Origin of the sequence: Hoeflea sp. CAU 1731, from assembly GCF_039888615.1 — a bacterium.
Lineage (GTDB): Bacteria > Pseudomonadota > Alphaproteobacteria > Rhizobiales > Rhizobiaceae > Flavimaribacter.
Genome location: NZ_JBDQQS010000011.1, coordinates 112,948 through 135,975, shown reverse-complemented (window position 1 = coordinate 135,975; position 23,028 = coordinate 112,948). Strand labels below are relative to the sequence as shown.

Annotated in this window: 21 protein-coding genes; 8 read left to right on the top strand and 13 right to left on the bottom strand. The window is 60.3% G+C overall.

What is annotated here, in order from left to right; genetic code table 11:
• Positions 1-101 precede the first annotated feature (101 nt).
• Positions 102-854, top strand: a complete 753-nt coding sequence (locus AAFN47_RS18325; protein ID WP_499810693.1) for an ankyrin repeat domain-containing protein — start codon at positions 102-104, stop codon at positions 852-854.
• Positions 855-857: 3 nt separating this feature from the next.
• On the opposite strand, the gene AAFN47_RS18320 is transcribed toward AAFN47_RS18325, so the two are convergent.
• Positions 858-1,457: a TetR/AcrR family transcriptional regulator gene (locus AAFN47_RS18320; protein ID WP_499810692.1), complete on the bottom strand. Its 600-nt coding sequence runs from the start codon at positions 1,455-1,457 to the stop codon at positions 858-860.
• Between the two features lie 158 nt (positions 1,458-1,615).
• On the opposite strand from AAFN47_RS18320, the gene AAFN47_RS18315 reads away from it, so the two are divergent.
• From AAFN47_RS18315 to AAFN47_RS18295, 5 genes are all read left to right on the top strand, one after another.
• Positions 1,616-2,110, top strand: a complete 495-nt coding sequence (locus AAFN47_RS18315; protein WP_499810691.1) for a (2Fe-2S)-binding protein — start codon at positions 1,616-1,618, stop codon at positions 2,108-2,110.
• On the top strand, positions 2,107-3,165 hold the full coding sequence (locus AAFN47_RS18310) for an FAD binding domain-containing protein (protein ID WP_499810690.1): 1,059 nt from the start codon (positions 2,107-2,109) through the stop codon (positions 3,163-3,165). The genes AAFN47_RS18315 and AAFN47_RS18310 overlap by 4 nt, the downstream gene beginning before the upstream one ends.
• Positions 3,158-5,419 (top strand): xanthine dehydrogenase family protein molybdopterin-binding subunit, encoded by a 2,262-nt coding sequence (locus AAFN47_RS18305; protein ID WP_499810689.1) that lies wholly within the window; start codon positions 3,158-3,160, stop codon positions 5,417-5,419. Before AAFN47_RS18310 ends, AAFN47_RS18305 begins: the two co-directional genes overlap by 8 nt.
• A gap of 155 nt (positions 5,420-5,574) precedes the next feature.
• Complete coding sequence (locus tag AAFN47_RS18300; RefSeq protein WP_499810688.1) at positions 5,575-6,534, top strand: MBL fold metallo-hydrolase; 960 nt, start codon at positions 5,575-5,577, stop codon at positions 6,532-6,534.
• A 235-nt stretch (positions 6,535-6,769) separates the two neighbouring features.
• Positions 6,770-7,336: a DUF6101 family protein gene (locus AAFN47_RS18295; protein ID WP_499810687.1), complete on the top strand. Its 567-nt coding sequence runs from the start codon at positions 6,770-6,772 to the stop codon at positions 7,334-7,336.
• On the opposite strand, the gene ubiA is transcribed toward AAFN47_RS18295, so the two are convergent.
• The gene (gene ubiA / locus AAFN47_RS18290; protein ID WP_499810686.1) at positions 7,333-8,286 is read right to left on the bottom strand and encodes a 4-hydroxybenzoate octaprenyltransferase; all 954 of its coding nucleotides are present in this window, start codon (positions 8,284-8,286) and stop codon (positions 7,333-7,335) included. The genes AAFN47_RS18295 and ubiA overlap by 4 nt on opposite strands.
• A gap of 146 nt (positions 8,287-8,432) precedes the next feature.
• On the opposite strand from ubiA, the gene purD reads away from it, so the two are divergent.
• Together purD and AAFN47_RS18280 are read left to right on the top strand one after the other, a co-directional pair.
• Positions 8,433-9,707 carry a phosphoribosylamine--glycine ligase gene (gene purD, locus AAFN47_RS18285; protein WP_499810685.1) on the top strand — a complete coding sequence of 425 codons (1,275 nt, stop codon included), beginning with the start codon at positions 8,433-8,435 and terminating at the stop codon, positions 9,705-9,707.
• A gap of 79 nt (positions 9,708-9,786) precedes the next feature.
• The gene (locus tag AAFN47_RS18280) at positions 9,787-10,311 is read left to right on the top strand and encodes a hypothetical protein (RefSeq protein WP_499810684.1); all 525 of its coding nucleotides are present in this window, start codon (positions 9,787-9,789) and stop codon (positions 10,309-10,311) included.
• Here AAFN47_RS18280 and AAFN47_RS18275 read toward each other — a convergent pair.
• The 11 genes from AAFN47_RS18275 to pdxR form a co-directional block, all read right to left on the bottom strand.
• Positions 10,286-11,290 (bottom strand): ribonuclease T2 family protein, encoded by a 1,005-nt coding sequence (locus AAFN47_RS18275; RefSeq protein WP_499810683.1) that lies wholly within the window; start codon positions 11,288-11,290, stop codon positions 10,286-10,288. The genes AAFN47_RS18280 and AAFN47_RS18275 overlap by 26 nt on opposite strands.
• Positions 11,291-11,295: 5 nt before the next feature.
• Complete coding sequence (gene glyS / locus AAFN47_RS18270; RefSeq protein ID WP_499810682.1) at positions 11,296-13,434, bottom strand: glycine--tRNA ligase subunit beta; 2,139 nt, start codon at positions 13,432-13,434, stop codon at positions 11,296-11,298.
• 19 nt (positions 13,435-13,453) lie between these two features.
• A complete protein-coding gene (locus tag AAFN47_RS18265; protein WP_499810681.1) occupies positions 13,454-14,404 on the bottom strand; it encodes a glycine--tRNA ligase subunit alpha in 951 nt (316 codons plus the stop codon).
• Positions 14,405-14,500: 96 nt separating this feature from the next.
• On the bottom strand, positions 14,501-14,698 hold the full coding sequence (locus AAFN47_RS18260; protein ID WP_499810680.1) for a hypothetical protein: 198 nt from the start codon (positions 14,696-14,698) through the stop codon (positions 14,501-14,503).
• Between the two features lie 49 nt (positions 14,699-14,747).
• On the bottom strand, positions 14,748-15,608 hold the full coding sequence (locus AAFN47_RS18255; RefSeq protein ID WP_499810679.1) for a S49 family peptidase: 861 nt from the start codon (positions 15,606-15,608) through the stop codon (positions 14,748-14,750).
• A 91-nt stretch (positions 15,609-15,699) separates the two neighbouring features.
• Positions 15,700-17,322, bottom strand: coding sequence for a GMC family oxidoreductase (locus tag AAFN47_RS18250; RefSeq protein ID WP_499810678.1), 1,623 nt, complete (start codon positions 17,320-17,322; stop codon positions 15,700-15,702).
• Positions 17,323-17,338: 16 nt separating this feature from the next.
• Positions 17,339-18,199: an ABC transporter permease gene (locus AAFN47_RS18245; protein ID WP_499810677.1), complete on the bottom strand. Its 861-nt coding sequence runs from the start codon at positions 18,197-18,199 to the stop codon at positions 17,339-17,341.
• Positions 18,200-18,202: 3 nt separating this feature from the next.
• On the bottom strand, positions 18,203-19,072 hold the full coding sequence (locus AAFN47_RS18240; RefSeq protein ID WP_499810676.1) for an ABC transporter permease: 870 nt from the start codon (positions 19,070-19,072) through the stop codon (positions 18,203-18,205).
• Positions 19,069-20,178: an ABC transporter ATP-binding protein gene (locus AAFN47_RS18235; RefSeq protein WP_499810675.1), complete on the bottom strand. Its 1,110-nt coding sequence runs from the start codon at positions 20,176-20,178 to the stop codon at positions 19,069-19,071. The genes AAFN47_RS18240 and AAFN47_RS18235 overlap by 4 nt, the downstream gene beginning before the upstream one ends.
• 87 nt (positions 20,179-20,265) lie before the next feature.
• Complete coding sequence (locus AAFN47_RS18230) at positions 20,266-21,336, bottom strand: extracellular solute-binding protein (protein ID WP_499810674.1); 1,071 nt, start codon at positions 21,334-21,336, stop codon at positions 20,266-20,268.
• A 104-nt stretch (positions 21,337-21,440) separates the two neighbouring features.
• A complete protein-coding gene (gene pdxR / locus AAFN47_RS18225) occupies positions 21,441-22,940 on the bottom strand; it encodes a MocR-like pyridoxine biosynthesis transcription factor PdxR (protein ID WP_499810673.1) in 1,500 nt (499 codons plus the stop codon).
• Between the last annotated feature and the right edge of the window lie 88 nt (positions 22,941-23,028).

The following is a 23,028-nucleotide window of genomic DNA, read 5'->3' as shown; positions in this document are numbered from 1 at the left end:
CATCGACCATCAGTTCGGCCGTTGTCCAATGCCAAATGTTGATGAACCGTTAACGGCATGTTACGTCTCGTGAAGTCCTGATGTAACGAGTATCTGCCTGCATGAAAAGAAACGTTATCTGCCTTTGCGCCGCGATTGGCCTTCTGAGCGGCTGCAACACGACCACGTCAACCGGTGAACTCAACTACGCCATCATGAACGAAAATCTGGTCGCCGTGCGCGCCGGTATCGAAAACGGCGCAAACGTTAACGGGACCAACAACAAGCTCGATTCCCGACCGATCCACACGGCCGCTGGCAAGGGCAACATCGCGATTTTGCGCGAACTGGTTGCCGCAGGCGCCGAGGTGGATGTTCCCGATTGTGCGGGGCGCACGCCGCTGATGTATGCTGTCAAGGCGAATTCGCTGGCGGTGTCGCGCTACCTTGTCGAGAAAGGCGCGGAGGTCAATCGCACGGCAAAGGACAGCAATCGCACCTGCAATGTCGGCAGCCCCGAAGACACGCCGCTGGTCATTGCATCGGCGACAAATAATACCGAAACGGTCCGCTTTCTCATGAACAAGGGAGCGACAGCCGGTGGGCAGCGCGCATTCGCCTTTTCGCTGCTCGACGAGTCGCGTGAACCGGTCGCGAAACAGTTTCGCGCAGCCGGGTACAAGGTAGATGAGCAAACAGTGCGGATGGTGGCGGATATTTCAGCAGACCTGAAATCCGGCGGAGCGTCGCAACAGGCTGCGAACCAGACCCAGACTGCTCAGTCGAAACAGCCTGACGACGATTCCTACGGACTGGCGGACGCAGCTCTTGATGCGGCGGCGACAGGCGCCGTGCTCGCTCTGATCGGTTTCTGAATCCTATCCTGACTTCCTGGAGTCCCGATCCGTCGTAAGACCGTCGACGAACACATCGAGCAGCCGGACAACCGTGTCCTGCCAGCCGGGCTTTTCCGGAATGTAGCAAATGCCCAGAAAGGCGCGCATCAATTCATCGGCCGTGATGTCGTCGCGAAGTCTTCCGGCGGCGACGCCGCGATCCAGAAGACCTGAAATGGCAGACATCAACCGTTTGGACGTATCAGCGAAGAAATCCGTCGAACCGTCCATCGCAGGTGAGAGCGCGGCCAGCATGCCGCGCTTGGTCGCCACCATCCTCACGCTCGCATGCATCCAGCGCTTCAACGCATCCGCGGGATCCGCCTCCGTCGCAAGCCTGTCGGCCAATTCGACCATCTCGTCCACCTCGCGACGATAGACGGCCTGGAAAATCGCCTCACGGGTCGGGAAATGACGATAGAGCGTGCCAATCCCGACTCCAGCCTTTCGTGCTACCGCTTCGAGGCTGGCGCCTGGACCGCCGATCGAAAAAATTTCACTGGCCGCTTCAAGCAACCGCTCGCGATTGCGGATTGAATCGGCGCGCGGGCGCCTGGAAGATTTCTGCGTTTCAACGCCCATTTGACAAAATCGGAGAGACCCTCTTGATAAACGGAGGGTGCCTCCGTATATTTCCTTTCGATGGACTTCCAGCCGTAAACCCATATTGCACCGAATGAACCGGGAACGAAAGAGCCCGCGTAATCTGCTGCAAGGTTGCACCCAGCATCGGAGATACTATGCCCCTTTCCATCAGCCTCACCATAAATGGAACTAGACATAAAATGTTGCTCGAAGACGCGCGAGCGACACTGCTTGACGTGCTTCGCGAGCGCATTGGCCTGACAGGAACGAAAAAAGGCTGCGACCGCGGACAGTGCGGCGCCTGCACCGTCCTCGTCGACGGCCGAAGGATCAACGCATGCCTGACGCTCGCCGCCAGCGTTGAAGGCGTTGCCATAACCACGATTGAAGGTCTGGCTCGGAACGGTGAACTTCATCCCGTGCAGGCTGCCTTTATCGAAAATGACGGGTTCCAATGCGGCTACTGCACGCCGGGCCAGATAATGAGCGCCGTCGGCCTGATCGCCGAAGGCGACGCAGGCGATGATGCGGAACGCATCCGTGAGGGCATGAGCGGCAATATCTGCCGCTGCGCCGCATATCCCGGAATTACGCAGGCAGTGCTCGACGCACAGAGGCGTCTTGCGGACGACGAAAGGATAAGCGCATGAAAAGCTTCGACTACATCCGCCCCGCCTCCCTCAAAGACGCTATCGCCGCCGGATCACAGCCTGGAGCATCCTACCTCGCCGGCGGCACCAATCTGCTCGACCTGATGAAAGTCGACATAGCGCGTCCCGACAAGATCGTCGACATCACCCGGTTACCGGGCCTAGACCGGATCGAGATGCAAGATGACGGAACAATCCGCATTGGAGCGCTGGTGCGCAATGCGGATCTTGCCCGCGACCAGGCCTTTGCGGCTGCGTGTCCCGCTGTCGCCGAGGCGTTGCTTTCCGGCGCTTCGCCGCAGCTCAGAAACGCGGCGACCGTGGGCGGCAACCTGATGCAGCAGACGCGCTGCGCCTATTTCCAAGACCTGCGCAGCGCTTGCAATCGTCGAAAGGAAGGGACTGGGTGTGACGCTCGTGGCGGCGATACGCGCAATCATGCGGTGCTTGGCTGGAGCGACAGTTGCATCGCCACCCATCCGGCCGATTTCTGCGTCCCACTCACAGCGCTTGATGCGGTGCTCGAGATCGAGGGTCCGGAGGGCGCGCGCGAGACGCCCCTGACCCACTTCTATTCACTTCCTGACGACACGTCGCCCGGCGGCGTCGATCTTGCGCCAGGCGAAATCATCACCGCGCTGCGTTTGCCGCCGGACGTGGCCTCGTTTGCAAGCCATGCCCGCTATCTGAAACTGAGGGAGCGCACATCCTACGCCTTCGCCATCGTTTCGGCCGCAGCTATGCTGCGTATGGAAGACGGCACGATTGCCGAGGCCAGGATCGCACTTGGCGGCGTCGCCGCCCGCCCCTGGCGATCGGTGATTGCCGAAGAAAGATTGCGCGACGGCGCGCCGGACGCCGATCTGTTCGTCGAAGCCGCCGAAGCCGCCCTGCAGGGCGCTAAACCTTCGGGCGCAAACGCTTTCAAGATCGAACTCGCAAAACGCCTCGTTATCCGCGCTCTGGAGCGCGCCGCAGAGGGTACGCCCGCGCGCATGCCCGCCCTGCCCGCCTCCGTCTTCGCTTCCGACACCGGAGTTTCCGCCCATGTCTGATACCCATACGCCAACCGTCTCGACCGCCAGTCACGTCCGTCTCGGATCGAACGCCGGCCAGCCGATGTCCCGTCGCGACGGCGTCGCAAAGGTGACCGGCTCCGCCGCCTACGCGGCTGACAACCGGCCCGAGGGATTGCTTCACGCCGTTTTCGCCTCCGCTGGGATTGCCCGCGGTCGCGTGACCCGCCTGGATGTTGACGCCGCGAAATCCCATCCCGGAGTAGTCGAGGTCCTCACGCCGCAAAACCGTCCGCCGCTGCAGATAGATCCGGACGCCAAACCGCACGCCTTTTCCTGGCGCATAGAAGCACTGCAGGACGATACGGTGCGTTACGCCGGCCAGCCTATCGCGCTTGTCGTCGCCGAAACGCTGGAAGCGGCCACTGAAGGGGCAAGGTTGCTTGCGCCGACCTACGAGGAGGAACCTGCCCGCATTGGCTTCGACAGTGGAGCGCCCTACGAACCATCGGCTGTCGGGATCGGCGCCGCGCCGTCATTCACGAAGGGCGACATCGACGCCGGCCATGCAGCCGCCGAACACAGCACGGAAACCAGTATCGAGACGCCGATACAGTATCACAACGCGATGGAGCCGCACGCCATCGTCGCGGAATGGAACGGCGACCGGCTGACCCTCGATACGCCAAACCAGGCGATCATCATGGCGCGCGGCATGTTCGCGGGGTATTTCGGCGTCCCGCCGGAGAACGTGACGCTGCGCAGCCCGTATCTCGGCGGTGGTTTCGGCTCCAAGGCCATCCCGATCGGGCCACAGCTTCTCGCGATCATGGCGGCGCGCATGTTGCAGCGTCCTGTCAAGCTGGCGCTGCGCCGAGACCAGATGTTCGGCCCCGTGCAACATCGCGGCGCAACCCGCCAGACGCTGAAACTCGGAACCGACGCCGATGGGCGTCTGACCGCCCTCGAGCATCATTCAACAGGCATGACCAGCAGCTTCGACGAATTCATCGAACCCGCCGCCAATGCCTCGCTCAATATGTACGCCAGCCCGGCAATCGCCACGCGCCACATGGCTGTGCGCGCCGATATCGGCACGCCTGGCCCGATGCGGGCTCCAGGCGAAGCGTCGGGGTCTGCTGCTCTGGAATGCGCGATAGACATCGCGGCCCAGGCCGCCGGACTCGATCCCCTGGAATTCCGATTGCGGAATTATGCAGAGACTGACCCGGCAAGCGGAAAACCGTTTTCCTCCAAAGCGTTGCGTGAGTGCTACACGGCCGCCGCCAAACATTTCGGCTGGGCCTCGCGACCGCTTGCACCCGGCCAGATGCGCGACGATGCGGGGCGCCTCGTCGGCTGGGGCATGGGTTCCTGCCTGTTCCCCAATCCAATGTTCCCGGCACGGGCGCGAGCCGTATTGCGCCGCGACGGAACCGCGCTGCTCGAGACGGCAGGCGCGGACATGGGCCAAGGCGCCTGGACCGCGCTAGCCCAGATCGCCGCAGACGGCGTGGGGCTGCCTGCCGACAGGATCGAGTTCCGATCGGGCACGTCGGATCAGCCCGATGGTGGAATAGCAGGCGGGTCCGGACACACGGCGTCGGCCGGCGGAGCTCTGTACTCCGCCGGCGCCAACGTGATCGCGAAATTGGCCGGACTGGCGACCAACGACCCCGCCTCGCCGCTCTTCGGCGCTGGCAATGTCGGCGTGGAGGCCCGTGACGGCCGTCTTTTTCGCGCCGATGACGAAAACCGAAACGAAAGCTACGAGGACATTCTTGCCCGCGCAGGCCTCGACGAGATCGAGGAAACGGGCGCCGGCGGCCGCGATCCGGCTGAAGCAGAGGCGCGGGCCATGTTTTCGCACGGCGCGGTTTTCGCGGAAGTGACCATCGATCCCGACCTCTACCAGATCCGCGTTAGCCGTCTTGTCGGCGCGTTTGCAGCCGGACGCATCATCAACCCTAAACTGGCGAGGAGCCAGTTGACCGGCGGCATGATCTGGGGCGTCGGATTCGCTCTTCATGAGGAGGGTCTGCACGAAACACGCACAGGCCGTCCAATGAATGCGGACTACGCCGGCTACCATGTGCCGGTCAACGCCGATGTGCCATCGGTCGAGGCGTTCATTGTCGAGGAGGAGGATCCATACGTGAACCCTCTGGGAATCAAGGGCGTCGGAGAAATCGGCATAACCGGTACAGTCGGCGCGATCGCAAACGCTGTCTGGCATGCCACCGGTGTGCGAATAAAGTCCTTCCCGATACACATAAACGCGCTGATGCGGTGACATCGCAGCACGCCCCGGCGTCAATAGCGCCGGGCGTTTTCTGGCTGGGTTCATCTCGGCATTGTGAACGCCAATGATCCGGTTCCAATGGAACCGGTCGGCATATCCCGCTAGTTTCATTCCAGATGCGTCAACATTCATCAGGAGAAATAATCATGCGCAACGCTACCAGACGGGAAGTACTGTATCTCTCAGGCGGCGCGGCGGCGCTCGGCCTGTCCGGCTCGCTCTCTTTCATTCCAAGCGCCATTGCAGATGAAATCCGTGAAAAGGGCTATCACAGTTACGCGGTCGGCGACATTGAAGTGACGGCCATCTATGACGGCGTCTGGGAGAAGGGTCACGATGACGGCTTCATCCGCAACGCCACGGTCGATGACGCCAGGGCGGCGCTCGAGAAGGGCGGTCATTCGACGGATTTCATCCCGATCGAGTTCACTCAAACGGTGATCCGCTCCGGCGACGACGTCATTCTGATCGACGCCGGCACCGGAGGACAACTCAGTCCGAAGGCTGGCGCGATGATGGACAACATGAAGGCCGCCGGCATCGATCCGGCCAGTGTGAACAAGATTCTTGTTTCGCACTTCCATCCGGACCACGTCTTTGGCCTTATGGAAAAGGAAACGAACGCGCAGATATTCCCCGACGTGGAAATAATCGTTCCCGAAACGGAATATGCATTCTGGAGCGATCCGGCGACGCTCGAAAAGATGCCCGATTCCGCCAAACCGCTCGTTCAGCGGCTCCAGGCGACTTTGGCAAAGTGGGACAACGTCACGCGTGTCGATGGTGAAAAGGAAGTTGCCCCCGGCATCAGCATGCTGCCGGCCTATGGTCACACGCCAGGACATACGGCCTATCTTGTCGGTTCAGGGTCTGACGAACTCATCGTCATGGGCGACATTTCCAACATCCCTGCTCTATTCGTAGCAAATCCGGGTTGGCACGCAGTCTTCGACATGAACCCCGAACTTGCGGAACAAAACCGCCGGGCGATGTTCGACAGGGCGGTCGCTGACGGAGCCACCGTCGCAGGATATCATTTCGGCCTGCCAAACGCCGGCAAGATAGAAAAGGACGGCGACGGCTACGCATTCGTGCCGCTTTCATAAAATCAGGCGGCGCTGCGTACGATATACCGTGGCGCCGTCGCATCACCGCTCGCCGACCAATTTTCCTCAAACCTTCATCACCGCGGTTCCGTTTTGATAACCATTTCAAAATTCAGTCTTTTCTTAACCCAAAACGTTAAGACGGGCGGTAACCGTTTGCGCTAGAGTAGCCGTCACAAGAGGACAGAAGTCCCGCGCCGGGCAACCGGCTCTCAGAAGTGACAGAGGCTACATAATGAAGAACACGCTGCGCAAACCCGCCTGGGCGGGCGATCTGCTTCGGCTGGATCCTACAAATCTTCCGCAACAGGTGAGCTATGCATCCCGTCACGACGCCGCGGACGTCACCTTTACGCTCAGCCATCGTGGCGCGGTGGTTCGTAAAGTGCTGCCGCAGAGCGGTCTTCCGCTTTCGATCGCGCTGCCTGCGCGTGCTTTTGAAGGCGTCGCTGCCCGCGCGATCGATCACGGCGACGGACAGATCACCGTTACGCTGGAACTGCACCACAAGGACGCCGACCTCTGCGTGCCGCTTCTCGTCGCGCATGATCTCTGCGACATCGCAGCCGACTGGCGATCCTGGACGAGCCTCTACAATCTGCCGATGCTGATGATCGAGGCGGACGGAAGCGCGTCTAGGCTCGACAAGCCTCTGACGCCGGTCAGCAAGGCGATGGTACAACCGCGCCGGAGAAAGACAGTGCTCAAGTCGCGCAAGCCCGGCATCCGCATGCGCCGCGGAGGCAAGCCGACAGGCGTCCGTCTGGTGATCGGCGGGATCGAGATGATCGCGCGGAATTAGAGCCAGTTCTCAACCGCGCCCGCGACAAGTCCCAGAAAAATGATCCACCCGACTATGTGATTGGCCTTGAAAAGGGCCAAACACTGGTCGGGATCTGCGATGTCGAGCACAACGATCTGGCGCGCCAGCAGGACTGCGGCCACAATGAGCCCGACATGGGCGGGCCATCCTGCGCCCGCCGCATAAACCGAAAGCGCCATCAGCGCCACCGAAGCGGCGTAAATCCCTGCAAGCCAGGGTTTTGTCTGCTCTGCAAACAGGCGCGCCGTCGATCGCACGCCAACCAGCGCGTCATCTTCCTTGTCCTGATGGGCGTAGATCGTATCGTAGCCGATCGTCCACAGAATGGCTCCCGCGTAGAGAAGCAGCGGCGCGGCGGAGAGACCGCCGAACATCGCCGCCCAGCCCATCAACGCGCCCCAGGAAAACGCCAGTCCCAGGAACAGTTGCGGCCAGTCGGTGAAACGCTTGGCGAAGGGATAGATAGCCACGATAGCGAGCGAGCAGATCCCGAGTACGATTGCAAAACCGTTGAACTGAAGCAGCACGCCGAGCCCGACGAGTGACTGCAGCGCCATGAAAATCTTGGCCTGCATGCGGCTGACCCGGCCCGACGGCAACGGGCGCGACCGGGTGCGCGCGACGCGAGAGTCGATTTTATGGTCGACGAGATCATTGTAGGTGCATCCGGCGCCGCGCATCGCGATCGCCCCGATTGCAAACAGCGCCAGATAATAGGCGATGCGCCACCGCTCCACCGGCTGTCCCGGCGCATTGGCGGCAAGCATGACCGACCACCAGCATGGCCATAATAACAATTGCCAACCAATGGGCCTGTCCCAGCGGGCAAGCTGGGCGTAGGGGCGCAAGCTCGCCGGAAGGGCGGAATAGACCCAGCTTCCCGATGTGGCGTCCGCCACGCGCCCCGTTTTCTCGTCCGAATGCGTCATCGCTTCTCGTTGCAGCCTCGCCGCCGCTTCGTCAAGAGGGCGTGGATAAGCCCAGCCGCAACGCCGCCATCCGGCCACTCGCACTTGACCCGTTGCGAGCCGCTGCTTAGGTGAACATAAACTCTGCGCTGGCACGGGGAAGACGCATGAACGTATTGCTGATCGGATCGGGCGGACGGGAGCATGCGCTCGCCTGGAAACTGGCCGCGTCCCCGATCCTGCAGATACTTTATTGCGCGCCCGGTAATCCCGGCATCGCCCATGACGCAATCTGCGTCGATCTCGACATAAACGATCACGCGGCGGTCGTCGACTTCTGCAGAGACAAGGAGATCAGCCTTGTGGTCGTCGGCCCTGAAGCGCCGCTGGTCACCGGCATCGCCGACGATCTTGCCAAAGCCGGGATTCCGGTGTTTGGACCAACAGCCGCCGCTGCGCGTCTGGAAGGGTCGAAAGGCTTCACCAAGGATCTCTGCGACCGATACAGCATTCCGACCGGCGCCTATATGCGGTTCAATAATGCGCCGAAAGCCAAGGCCTATATTAGAGCCGCGGGCGCGCCTATCGTCGTCAAGGCGGACGGACTCGCCGCCGGCAAGGGCGTAACGGTCGCCCGTACGGTTGAGGAAGCCTGCGCGGCAGTAGAGGATTGCTTCGAGGGCGCGTTCGGCGAGGCGGGCGCGGAGGTCCTGGTCGAAGAATTTCTGGAAGGCGAGGAAGCAAGCTTCTTTTGTATTTGCGATGGCGAAAACGCCCTGCCCCTGACCACGGCGCAAGACCACAAGGCGGTGGGCGAAGGCGACACCGGCCCCAATACAGGCGGCATGGGCGCCTATTCGCCGGCGCCTGTAATGACCGACGCGATGATCGAGCGCAGCATGGACGAGATCATTCGCCCGACGTTGAAGGGCATGGCCGAGATGGGCGCGCCATTCACCGGCGTTCTCTACGCCGGTCTGATGATCACGTCCGAAGGACCACGCCTGATCGAGTACAATGTCCGTTTCGGCGACCCCGAATGCCAGGCGCTGATGATGCGGCTGAAGGACGATCTGCTGCTGCTGTTGAAGGCCGCGACCGACGGAATGCTCTGGACGACCAGCGCCCGCTGGCGCGATGAGGCAGCGCTCTGCGTCGTCATGGCGTCAAAGGGGTATCCCGGACCCTACGCCAAGGGATCCGTGATCCGCAATCTGGATAAGGCCGGGGCGGCGGAGGACGTCGAGATTTTTCACGCAGGCACGGCGAGGCGGGACGGCGAGACCGTCGCCAATGGCGGCAGGGTGCTCGGCGTAACGGCGCTCGGTCGCACAGTCGGCCAAGCGCAGCGCAAGGCCTATGAAGCCGTGGACTCAATCGAGTGGGAAGACGGCTTCTTCCGCAGGGATATCGGCTGGCGGGCGATCGGTCGAAAAGACTAGACGCATCCGCCTGTTAACCATGCTTGCACACGGGATGAAAACTCTTCCGTGTTATCATGTCGGAAAACCGGAGTGTGACATGAGACGTCTTGCGCTTATCCTGATCCCAACGCTGCTCGTCCCGGCCGCGGCAGTGGCCCAGAAATCGATCATCGAGATCAAGTCGCCCGAAATTCAGGCAGGCGCAATCCTCGAATTTCACTGCAAGAGCTGCTCTTCCGATGACGAAGACAAGGACGACAACCAACCGGCCGTTCAGGTGACCGAAACGAGCGTCGACGGCGACCGGAAGGCTGTCCAGGTCGATAACATGATGGGCGGAAGCCCCGTGCGCACATTCCGCGACCTCGATGACGCCGAACCGCCGGTCGTCGTCCAGAAAACGCAGGAAAATGAAGGATCCGCCGTGACATTCAGCGGCGGCGGAGATTTCGGCGTCGAGGAAGTCGGCCCCTCGTCAGGCGAGACTGTCGATGAAGGCTCCCGAACTTCCTCCGTCAACATGGAAAACGCCGAGCACGACAATGTCGACGGCCCGTCCAATTCCGGCCCCGAAATTCTGGAACTGCGCCCCGGAGCTACTGTAGTCCCGCAGGATCAATAACGCCCTCCCTGCAGCCGATCGCCACCGGATCTGCTGCCAGAAGCAAATTCTGCACTGGCACGCTGTCATCCAGCACGCCCCGAAGATTGATCAGCACCTCATTCAGCAGAATGCGGCCATTGTAGTCCGTGCACCGAAACCGCACCCGTGCGCCCGCCCCTTCTCCGAAAGCTTCGTCGAACAAATCCCTGATATCAGCGGTCGACACAGGCCGGCCGATATTGTCCGCCAGAAACCCGCTGATCGGCGTATCGTTGATCGCTGCATGCAGCCGAAGCGTGTCTCTGTAGTATCCGTTGGCGTCTTCCTCGCCCGGATGACACGTGCCGTGCTTGTACCATTCGTGCCGATCGAGGTAACTCGCCGTGCCAGGCATCGTGAATTCCAGGGCCTTGCGCGTTTCATCATCAAGGTCGAGTTCGGGTAGCAGCCACCAGCGTCCGGCCCTGTCGTGTTCGACAAGTCTTCGCGGGACGCCGCAATATTCCTCATGGATCGGTTGCGGCCACAGGCCGTGGATCGACAACTGCGTTTGAGTCTCGGGCAGGAGGCCCCTATTGAGCTTTTTGCATTCCGACTTACCTGGCTGTACCTGACAGTAGGAGGGTTGCCAGTTCAGCGCCAGAACGAATTCGCCACCTGCTTCGCCATGTTCTGACGGCGCGTCGCGAGACGCAGCCTTTTGCGGTATTCCCTTGTCGACAAAGGTTCCGCAATCGGCGCGAACCCAGCGATCCGTAGCGCCTGGCGCATCCGGCAGCACGATCTGGACGTAATCCCCGCCGGGCGCGTTGACGCCCTTCATCTCGTAGGTCCGGCCCGGCTCCGTCATGACGTTTCCGGGATTGGTGCGCTTGTTCTTCGATTGCCAGGCTTCACACGCTTTACTGGCGACGAAATTGCCTTCGCGTTTTTCGAACGCCTGCGCCGGCAAACACGCGAAAATCAGGCAGACTGATACGACCATCAACCTGCGCATCGCTGTCACCCGCTGATGCGGGAAAAATCCGCGACCGTTTGCGTTGACGTTCGGATACGATCCAGCAAGGCAAGGCGGTTCGCCCGCACAGCTTCGTCTTCCGCATTGACAAGCACGTCGTCGAAGAAGCGATCAACAGGCGCGCGCAAACCGCCGAGCGCAGTCATCGCTGCCGTGAAATCCTCTTTTGCGACAGCATCCGCAGCATCCTTTTCGGCAAGAACGATCGCGTCCAGCAGGATTTTCTCCGCCTCGTCGCTCAACAACGCGGCGTCGACCGTATTGGCGATCCGCGTTTTCTTTTTCTCTTCGGCCGCCAGGATATTGGCCGCGCGCCTTGCGCCCGTCAGCAGGTTCGCGCCGTCTTCGGTGTCAAGCAGTACGCCCAGCGCCTCGACCCGCTTGACGATCATCAGGAGATCATCGGCCTCGGGCGAGATAACGGCGTCTATCAGATCGTGGCGCGCGCCCTTGTCGCGCAGATAGACCTTCAACCGGTCATGGAAGAAGGCCAGCAGGTCCGCATCGACCCCGGCCTTGGTCAGCGGCAGGCGCAGGTCGTTCTCGAGCGTCAGCCGGATAACGCCAAGGGCCGCGCGGCGCAGCGCATACGGGTCCTTCGATCCTGTCGGCTTTTCGTCGATCGACCAGAACGAGACAAGCATGTCCAGCTTGTCGGCCAGCGCCACGACGATGGAAACCGGCGCCGTCGGCGCATCGTCCGACGGGCCCTGCGGCTTGTAATGCTCTTCGACCGCGGCTGCGACAGCATCATCTTCGCCTTGCAGAAGCGCGTATTTGCGCCCTATCAGGCCCTGCAATTCGGGAAACTCTCCAACAACCTCGGTGGTAAGATCCGCCTTGGCGAGCAGCGCTGCCCGATCGACCTGACCGGCAATTGCGTTGAAATCCATCTGTGCGGAGCCCAGGAGCGACAGCAATTCACCAGCCATCTGCCGTATCCGTTCGACGCGCTCTCCTTGCGTTCCAAGCTTCGCATGGAATGTCACCTTCAGCGCATCGAGTTTCGCCATGCGCTGATCCAGCGGCTTTTCGAGATCGAGATCAAGCCTTTGCTGAGAACTGCGCAGGGTCTCGAGGTCGGGAAGATTGGCCTGGTCGGTCTTCCAGAAATGCAGCGCGTCTGAGAGGCGCGCCCGCACCACTTTGCCGTTGCCGTGTGCGATGACCGCGCCGCCGTCGCTTGCCTCGATATTCGCCGTGAGGATGAACCGGTTTGCAAGGGCATCCGCATCGCCCTGCGGCCGCAACACGAAGCACTTCTGATTTTCCTTTATGGTCAGGCGGATCACTTCAGCGGGAATCGCTAGGTAGGCCTCCTCGAATTCGCCCAAAAGCACCACTGGCCATTCGACAAGACCGGACACCTCGTCGAGCAATCCCTCGTCATCAACCAGTTCCAGCCCTTGCGCGAAAGCAAGATTGCGGGCGTCTGTGCGGATGATCTCCTTGCGCCGTTCGGCGTCGAGCACGACCTTCGCCTTTTCGAGCTTCTCGACATAATCGCCGAAGCGGCGAACGCTGATCGGCTCGGGCGCGTGAAACCGGTGGCCGTAGGTGACATTGCCAGCGACTATCCCGTCGACCTCGAACGCGATGACTTCCGGCTCTTCGGTCTCGGGTCCGAAGGTGCACAGGATGGACTGCAGCGGCCGGACCCAGCGCAATGCTCCGGGTTTCGCGGACGCCTCGCCCCAGCGCATTGACTTCGGCCAGGGAAAATTGCGGATGATGCCCGGCATCGCCTCAGCGATGATCTCTTCGGCCGCCCTGCCCGATTTTTCGATGACAGCGACGTAGAAATCACCCTTCTTGGGGTCGGAGCGGACAGTCACTTCCTCGACGGAGGCAAGTCCAGCGCCTCTCAGAAAGCCAGCGATCGCCTTTTCAGGCGCGTCGGTGCGCGGTCCCTTGCGTTCTTCGCTCACATCGGCTGAGCGCGCTGTCAGACCGCGCACGTCCAGCGTCAGCCGACGCGGCGTCCAGTATTCGCGCGCGCCCTCATAGGTCAGGCCGGCTTCGACCAGCGCATCCGTCACCAATTTTCTCAGGTCGCCCGCGGCTTTCTTCTGCATGCGGGCGGGGATTTCTTCGGAACGCAGTTCCAGCAACAGGTCAGGCATCGAAGGACTTCCGGTAAACTCAGAGGCGGTTGTCGAAGCCGCCTGCATCGGTCAGGAGGTAGGCCTCGCCGCACATTTTCGAAAGGTTGCGAACCCGCAGAATGTAGCTCTGCCGTTCGGTCACCGAGATCACGCCGCGGGCGTCGAGAAGGTTGAAGACGTGCGAAGCCTTGATGCACTGGTCATAGGCCGGCAGCACGCATTTGTGTACGGAATTTTCATCGTCCGCCGCGCCCAGCGCGAGAAGCGCCCGGCATTCGGCTTCTGCGTCATCGAAATGCCTGAGCAGCACCGACGTATCGGCGAACTCGAAATTGTGCCGCGAATATTCCTGCTCCGCCTGCAGAAACACGTCGCCATAGGTGACTTTGCCATTCTCGCGGCCGTTGAAATTCAGATCGTAGACATTGTCCACGCCCTGCACATACATCGCGAGACGCTCCAGCCCATAGGTCAGTTCTCCGGCGACCGGCGAACATTCGATGCCGCAGACCTGCTGAAAATAGGTGAACTGCGAAACCTCCATGCCGTCGCACCAGCATTCCCAGCCGAGGCCCCAGGCGCCGAGCGTCGGACTCTCCCAATCGTCTTCGACAAAGCGTATGTCGTGCAGCAGAGGATCAATGCCGATGGCCTTCAGCGAACCGAGATACAGGTCCTGCAGATCCGGCGGCGAAGGTTTCAGCAGCACCTGATACTGATAATAGTGCTGAAGGCGATTTGGGTTTTCACCGTAACGCCCATCGGTCGGTCGGCGTGAAGGCTGAACATAGGCGGCGTTCCAGGGCTTGTGTCCGAGCGAACGCAATGTCGTCGCAGGATGAAAAGTGCCGGCGCCGACTTCCATGTCATAGGGTTGAAGGACCACGCAACCATAGTCCGCCCAGTAGTTGTGAAGCGCAAGTATCAGTCCCTGAAAGGAACGGGTCGGCTGCATATGCGGCGGCAGGTCGCCAGCGTGCACGGTCATGGATAGGGTCCGGATTGATCTGGTCTCGTCTGGAATGCGCCGGACAGGTGCCACTTAAGCCGCGCCCGGTCAAGGCCTTCGCGCCGCAACGGCCCGTCACATATCGTCGGATTTCTCTTCCAAACGGTATTCGCCGGTTTTGGGATCCTTCACGAGCGTGCCCTGTGCGCCGGTCGTCGCTTCCTTTTCGGCGCGCCGCACGGAAGCCGAAACGCGCTTGGCCTCTGCCAGGAATTTCTTGTAGCCCCACCAGGCGACGATGCCGACTGCGGCAAGCATCATCAGTTGCGCCATGTCGCCGCCTCCTCCGTTTCGTGTGCGGCTGAACGCCGTCGGCCGGATTTTACAAACCGTAGCGGTTCCAAAGGCTCTTCTCCTCCAGTGAACCGATCAGCCCGTCCGTGGCGTTGGCGCCCAGCGCGCCGGCCCAGCTCTCCACTGACGCTCCGGTGGCGCGCCGTCCAAAGAGACCGCGCGACGCCGAAATCAGCCGCAATTCAGTCTTTTCGCCGAATTTTTTCTTCAGAACCGACCGCATGTCGCCCAGTTCGTCGACAAGACCGAGTTCCTTGCCCCGCAGGCCGGACCAGAACAGACCTGTAAACAGATCGTCATCGTCAGCGAGTTTCTCGCCGCGACGATCCTTCACCATGTCGATGAACACCTTGTGAACCTCGAGCTGCAGAGATTTCAGGTGCTCGACATCGGCCGGATTTTCCGGCTGGAACGGATCAAGCGTCGCCTTGTTCTTGCCCGCGGTATAGACCCTGCGTTCGACGCCGATCTTGTTGAGCATCTCGGGAAAACCGAAGCTTGCCGAAACGACGCCGATGGAGCCCACGATGGATGACGGGTCGGCGTAGATTTCATCGCCGGCGATGGCGATCATGTAGCCGCCCGAAGCAGCGACGTCCTCGACGAACATCAGGACCTTCTTTTCCTTTTCCGCGGCGAGATCGCGAATTCGCCGGAAAATTAGCCGCGACTGGACGGGTGAACCGCCGGGCGAGTTGATCGAAATGGCGACGGCCGGCGCCTTCTTGTCGCCGAACGCCTTGTCGAGCAAAGGCGCAACGCCTGCCAGGTTGAGATTCGGACGGAACTGGTTACCGCCGGGCATGATCGCGCCCTGCAGCCGAATGACCGGTATCACGGTTCCTTCGTTTCGAAATCGCTTCGGGACCAGTTTCTTGAATCGCGCCATCGTCAAAGTGTTCTCCGGAATCAATTGCCATCCAGATGTATGTACTATTGTCGCAAACGCAATGGTCAAAGATTACGCCAACGCTGCAACGTCAGGCGTCGCCCTGATCCTCGAGGATGAGATCGGCGGCCCGCTCTCCGATCATCATCGTAGGCGCATTGGTGTTTCCGGATATTACGGTCGGGAAAATCGAAGCATCGACGACACGCAGGTTCCGGGCTCCGTAAACGCGAAGCCGCGTGTCGACGACATCGGTTTCCGGATCCGGACCCATGCGGCAGGTGCTGACCGGATGGAAGACCGTCGAGCATCTTCGACGTATGTCGGCGAGCAAATCCGCGTCGCTCGACGTGGCGGGCCCCGGAACGATTTCCTCATCGATCACCGTTTGCATCGCCGGGCTTTCTGCGATCTTCCGCATCAGCCTGCTGCCTTCAATCATTTCGACCCGGTCATGTTCCGTGCTCAGTGAATTTGGATGGATCGCCGGCGCTGCAAGTGCATCGGCGGAGCGCAGGGCGATATGACCACGACTGGTCGGCCGTGTTGGTTGGTAGCCGAGCAGAAATCCGGGAAACGGATCCGGGCTCATGAGCGGGCGCTTGCCTTTCGGCGCCTTCGTGTAACTGACGGGAGAGAAGTAGAGTTGCATGTTCGGCCGCTTGCGTTCAGGCGACGACCGGACGAAACCGCCGGCCTGGTTGACGCTCAGCGACAGCGGACCCGAACGGGTCAAGACATAGTAAAACCCGTAGCGCATCTTGCCCCACCAGGGCCGAAGCATATTATTGAGTGTCGGCGCCTTGGACCGGTAGAGAAAGTCCAGCCCGAGATGATCCTGCAGGTTCTGGCCGACGCCCTTGCGGGCGATAGCGACCGCGAGGCCGTGGTTCTTCAGCTCCTCCGGCGGGCCGATACCGGACAGCATGAGGATCTGTGGAGAGTTGACCGCCCCGGCGCTCAAAATCACCTCGCGACGGGCCGTAACCGTGTATTGCTTGCCGCGTCTCTGAAAGGCGACGCCTGTTGCGCGGGTTCCGTCCATGATCACCCGGGTCGCATGCGCCTGGGTCACCACCGTCAGGTTCGGACGCCGCTTGGCCGGAGCCAGATAGGCGCGAGCAGTCGACATGCGATAGCCGTTTCTCGTGTTGATCTGGTAGCAGCCGATCCCTTCCTGGTCGGCGCCGTTGAAATCCGCATTGTCGCTGAAGCCGGCCTGTCGCGCGCCTTCCAGAAACACATCGCAAAGCGGATGCAACAGATCTTTCACCGTCGAAACGTGGATCGGGCCATCGCCGCCGCGATAGTCGCTCGCGCCCTGGTCGAAGGATTCGAGCTTGCGGAAATAGGGCAGGAGATCGTCCCAGCCCCAGCCGGCATTGCCCATTTCCTTCCAGTCCTCGTAATCGGCGTGCTGTCCCCGGATGAACACCATCGCATTGATCGAACTCGATCCGCCCAGCACCTTGCCGCGCGGCCAGTAACCGACGCGTCCGTTGAGCTCCGCGTCCGGCTCTGTGCGGTACATCCAGTTGATGCGCTCGTTGTAGAACGCCTTGCCGTAGCCGATCGGCATCCAGATCCAGAAGTTCTTGTCGGTGCCGCCGGCCTCCAGCAGGCATACGCTGTACCGGCCATTCTCCGAAAGCCGGTTGGCGAGCACTGCTCCAGCCGATCCCGCTCCGACAATGACGAAATCAAACGACTGCATTGTTGAGTATCCGTAATTACCGGGCGGTCTTGTCGCGCTGAACGAGAATGGAAATGATGGCCAGAAGTCCGGAACCGAGCATCAGGAAGAAGGAAACGGCGTTGAGCACCGGCGTCGAGCCACCCTTGGCCATACGATCGAACATGGTGATGGTCAGCGGCGATTCTGACCCGACAAGGAACAATGTCGTATTGAAATTCTCGAACGAGACCAGGAAGGCGACGATGCCGGCGGCGATCATGGCCGGTCGCAGGAAGGGAAGCGTGATTGACCAGAGAACCCGGACACGGCTGGCGCCAAGATTGTAGGCAGCCTCTTCCATCGTGGCGTCGAACTTCCTGAGGCGGGCTGTAATCACCAGCGACGTAATGGTCGCGATGAATGAAAACTGGCCGAGAACCACAAGCACAATGCCAGGTCTTAAAAACCCAAGATCGATACCGTAGGAATCATCGAGCGTGTTTGCGACTGTGCTGGCCAGCACCAGGATCGAGATGCCCAGAATAACGCCGGGAATGACCAACGGCAGGACCATGATGATGTAGAAGAAATTCTTCGCGGGCAGGCTGGATCGCACGAACAGAAACGCATTGCAGGTCCCGACGAAAACCGACAGCAGCGCGACCGATACTGCGATGACGAATGAATTGTAGAGGCCCTGAAGCAGCCGTCTGTCGTGGAACATACCGAGTTTCGGCTCCGACGTTCCGAAAAACCAGTCGAGCGTGAAGCCCTTCCACGGCAGAGATGGGAACACGGAATCGTTGAAAGCAAAGATCCCGGCAGCGATCAGAGGCGCCACAAGAAAGATGAAAAAGGCCGCCATATAGAGCCGGTAGCCCACTGCAAAAGCCTGGTTTCCGCCTGTGCTCGCCATATTCTAGCTCCGCGCCACGGTGCTGGAGAGCGACTGGCCGGAAAGCTTCAGTCCGATCCAGACGACCAGCGACGTGAATATCAGCAGAAGGAAGCCGAAGGCGGCGCCGGACTCCCAGTTGTAGCGGGTGATGAACTGATCGTAGATGGTCTGGGTGAACCAGCTCGAATATTTCCCTCCGAGCAGCACCGGCGTCAGGTAACTGCCGGCCGTCAGCATGAACACAATGATCGAGCCCGACACGATGCCGGGCATTGCATAGGGAATAATGATGCGCCTCAGCACGGTCAGGCCGTTTCCACCGAGATTGTATCCCGCCTCGATCATGGAATCGTCCATGCCGTCCATGGTCGATGTCAGCGGAACGATCATGAACAGCATGACCGTGTAAACCAGGCCGACGATTACGGCCGCGTCGTTGTACAGCAGTTCGATTGGCTCGCTGATCAGACCGGACCATTGCAACACGCCCGAAATCACGCCGGTTTCGCGCAAAAGCAATATCCATCCGAAGGCGCGGATCAGATCACTGACCCAGAGCGGGATCAGGCAGAACATGAACATAGCGCCGCGCGTGCGCGGACCGGCGATCTTGGCGATGTAGTAGGAGACAGGAAAACCGATAACCAGCGCCAGGGCTGTCACGATCAGCGACATGATGGCGGTGCGCGCCATGATGTGCCAGTAGATCGGCTCGATAAAGAATTCGATGTAATTGTCGAAGCCGAATTCATACTGGCGCGGGGCGATCTTTTCACGAAGCGACAAGACCCCCATGCCGATATGCGGCAACAGGATAAGAAGCAGGATCCACAGCGCAAAAGGCATGAACAGCAGGATTAGCGACAGTCGCCGGGCGTCCCGTTGGTTCATCGCCCTTCTCCAGCCGCGAAACAGATCGCATTGTCAGCCGACCAGGAAAGCGCGACTTCGTCCGTCGGCTTCACGTCGTTTGCCCCGCCCTTCAGCGTGACGTCGACTTCGACCAGTTCTCCCGATCCGAGCCGGACGAGGGCCCGGCTGTTGGCGCCGTTGAACAAAAGGTTGTCCACCCTGCCCTGCAAACTGTTCTCGCCCGACGCCTTACGACCCTGGGCGAGATGTACGAACTCGGGCCGAACGAACAGCGTGACCGTATCGCCCGCCGCGACCGAGGCTCCTTCTCCCGGACGGCAGCGAGCGCTCATGCCGCCGTCAGTCTCGACAATGACTTCATCGCCCTGAACTGCAGTCACCTTGCCGGTCCAGCGATTGGAATCACCGACGAAACCGGCCACGAAGGCAGTCTTGGGATGATGATAGAGGTCCTGCGGCGTGCCGATCTGCTCGAACCGACCATTATTCATCACTGCGACGCGGTCGGACATGACGAGCGCTTCCGACTGGTCATGGGTGATGTAGACGAAGGTCGTGTCGAACTGATTTTGCAGCAGCTTCAGTTCGATTTTCATGGCTTCGCGCAACTTCAGGTCTAGCGCGCCCAGAGGTTCGTCGAGCAGCAGCACGTCGGGATCGAGCACCATGCAGCGGGCAATCGCGATACGCTGCTTCTGGCCGCCGGACAATTGATAAATTTCGCGACCGCCGACATCCGGCAGGGCCACGCGGTTGAGCACATCCTGGACTTTGCGCTTGATTTCGTCGCGATCCGCGCCGATGCACCGCAAGCCATAGGCGATGTTCTCGAAGACGTTCATCATCGGAAACAGGGCGAGATGCTGGAAAACCATCTTCACGTTGCGCCGGTTAGGCGGAACGTTGAGAACCGAGCGCCCCTTGATGCTGATATCGCCGGAGTCAGGTTCCTCGAAGCCGGCGATCATGCGCATCAGAGTGGTCTTGCCGCATCCCGAGGGTCCGAGAATGGAGAAGAACGAGCCGCTTGGTATTTCGAACGAAACATCCTTGACGGCCTGAACGGAGCCGAAATTCTTGCAGACATTACTGCATTCGAGGTCGGAGACTGCAGAATCGGTCACGTGGCGGCCTGCTTGGATGGCGTTATATTTGCAAGTTGGCGGACGGCCCCGCAAAGGGAGCCGTCCACCGGATCGAGGAGAACCGGATTAGCCTCCGGTGGCGGCCTGAATTTTCTCCAGCGCTTTGCCTTCCATGTCCTCGACGCCCGGAGGAATGTTGGCGAAGAACTTCAGGTTGTTGATATCTTCGTCCGTAAAGGCCGCATTGACGGCTGCCTTGAGATGATCCGGCAGAAGATCCTTGCCGCCCTTGACTGCGACAATTGCGCCGGTGCTTTCAGACATCATCTGGGAGATCTCCGGCTGCAGCACGAAATTGATCCACTTGTAGGCGGCGTCATCGGCTTCGCCCTTGCGCGGAATGACGAAGGTGTCGATCCAGGCAAGCGCACCCGTTTCAGGCGGGACGAAAACGATATCGTTGTTTTCATTGTAGAGCTTGTAAGCCGTCGAATCCCACGTTTCGGAAGCAACGATCTCACCCGAAAGCATCATGGCCGAAAGGTCGTCGCCGCCCTTCCAGTAGGCCTTGATATTGTCCTTGCAGGCGCTGAGCTTCTCGACCACCTTGTCGAGCAATGCCTGATAGGCGTCGAGGTCCGAATAGGTTGCAAACGGATCCTCGCCCATAGAATAAGCGGTGCCGAGCAAAATCGTGCGCTTCAGGCGCATCGAGGTCTTGCCCTTGTACTTCGGATCACAGAGATCGCCCCAGCTTTTGAAATCCGGCGCTTTCGACTTGTCGGCCATCAAGCCGGACGTGCCCCACTGGTGCGGCACGGCGTAGACTTCGCCGTCAATCGTTGTATTCGCCTTCACGCCGTCGAGCAGTTTCGGCTCGAATACGGACGTATCGATCTTGCTTATGTCGAGCGGCTTGTAGATGTCATATTCGAGCTGCGGCGCGTAGATGCGGTCGTGGCTCGGTTGCGCGAGGTCAAAACCGGCGCCGCCAGTAGCGCGAAGCTTGGCGACCATTTCCTCGTTGTTGGAAAGCGTTACCTCGACATCGATGTCGGGATACATTTCTTCGAACTTGGCGATCACGTTCTCCGGCGCATATCCGCCCCATGTCAGCAATCTCAAGGTCTCGGCCTGTGCGCTGCCCATTCCAGCCAGCGTTGTCGCGGCCAGTAGCACAGCGGTTTTCATAGTCATCCGCATAGTCGTCTCCCTCTTGTCGTTTTCAGCACCGTCGGAGCCTAACTCCGAAACTGTATGGGCTGATTGGACTGCAAAATATATCCATTGCAGAATTTTTCTTAGACCAATTGCCGGGTTTTTCCAAGCTGGCCCATCACACGTCCAAGCGTCTCCATTCCGGATTTGATATCTTCCGGCAGCGTGCTCCCGAAACCGAAAACCAGCCCTTTTCGCCGGTAAGGGGCTATCGCATATCTCCCCAGCGGCGCAGTCGTTACACCGGCGGCTGCGGCGGCGGACACGATGTCTGCTTCCTCGATTTCCGCCCGCAGGAAGCCCGTCGTGTGAAAGCCGCCCCCTGTGGGCTGCAAATCCACCCACTCGCCAATCCTGTCTGCGGAATCCATGAGCGCTTCGTAACGCGCCTTGTAGATCTGCCGCATGGTCCGGACGTGGGTTGCAAAGAATCCTTCATCCATGAAATCGGCGACAATCGCCTGATTGAAGGTGGGCGCGCCGCTCTGCCAGGTGGTGAACAGACGTTCGAAACTCTCCACCAGTCCTTTCGGCGAGAGAATGTAGCCGAGCCGTAACGAGGGAAACAGCGATTTGGAAAACGTGCCGACATAGATGACCCTTTCCTGGGTGTCGATGCTCTTGAGGGTCGGCGGCGGCTGTTCTCCATAGTAGAATTCGCCATCATAATCATCCTCGACAATCATCGCGTCAGCGTCTTTCGCCGCCTGCAAGAGGGCAAGCCGGCGCGCAAGACTCATCACGAGACCAAGCGGCTGCTGGTGCGAGGGCGTGACGAAGGCCAGACGGAAATCGGGCTCCTCTTCCAGCGCCTCCTCGACGCAGAAGCCTTCGGCGTCGATGTCAACGGGCACAAGTCGCGCTTCGCAGGCGAGGAAAGCGTTGCGCGAGCCGACGGCGCCCGGATTCTCGAACCAGATCGCTTCACCGGGATTGACCAGCATCAGACCAATGGTGGCGAAGGCGTGTTGCGCGCCATTGACGATAAATATCTGCTCCGGACCGCACTTGATCCCGCGCGCTGCATTCAGTTGTTGCGCGATCGCCGAGCGAAGCCGACCATATCCGAACGGCTCTCCATAGCCTCCGATATGGTCACGCCCCTTGCGCCAGTGCCGCGCGGAGAGCCGGGCCCACTGCGCCATCGGAAAGGCGTCGAGCGCCGGCAGCGCGGTGATGAACGGCTCGGATTTGTGCGGAAGGCGACTGCGCGGCGTAAATGCATTCGCGGCGCGGGCCGTCATCCGCGAGAGTCTCGGGGGCGCCATAGCGCCGACATCGCCTTGCGCCGAATCCGACAGTCGGATCTGCACCGCGAGCGTTTTACTGACGAATGTGCCGGCTCCAACGCGTGATTCCAGCAAGCCTTCAGAAACCAGACGATCGATCGCATCGATCACCGTCGTCCGCGATACGCCGATTTCCAAAGCAAGCGTGCGGGTCGCGGGCATCCGGTCGCCGATGTTGAACGCGCCCGAGAGCAGAAGTTCGCGCAGAGCCATGTAAAGCTGCACCGAAAAGCGCCGGTCAGATGTCCGGTCGATGCGGATTGACGAGAGGAGCGCGCCTCCATGACGTTTCATGCATGTCTCGATTGGTATGTGATTTTATGCAAAACGGACCTACTATAGAGGCCAATTCCGCATATTTTGGCAAGCCGAAAACCGATCC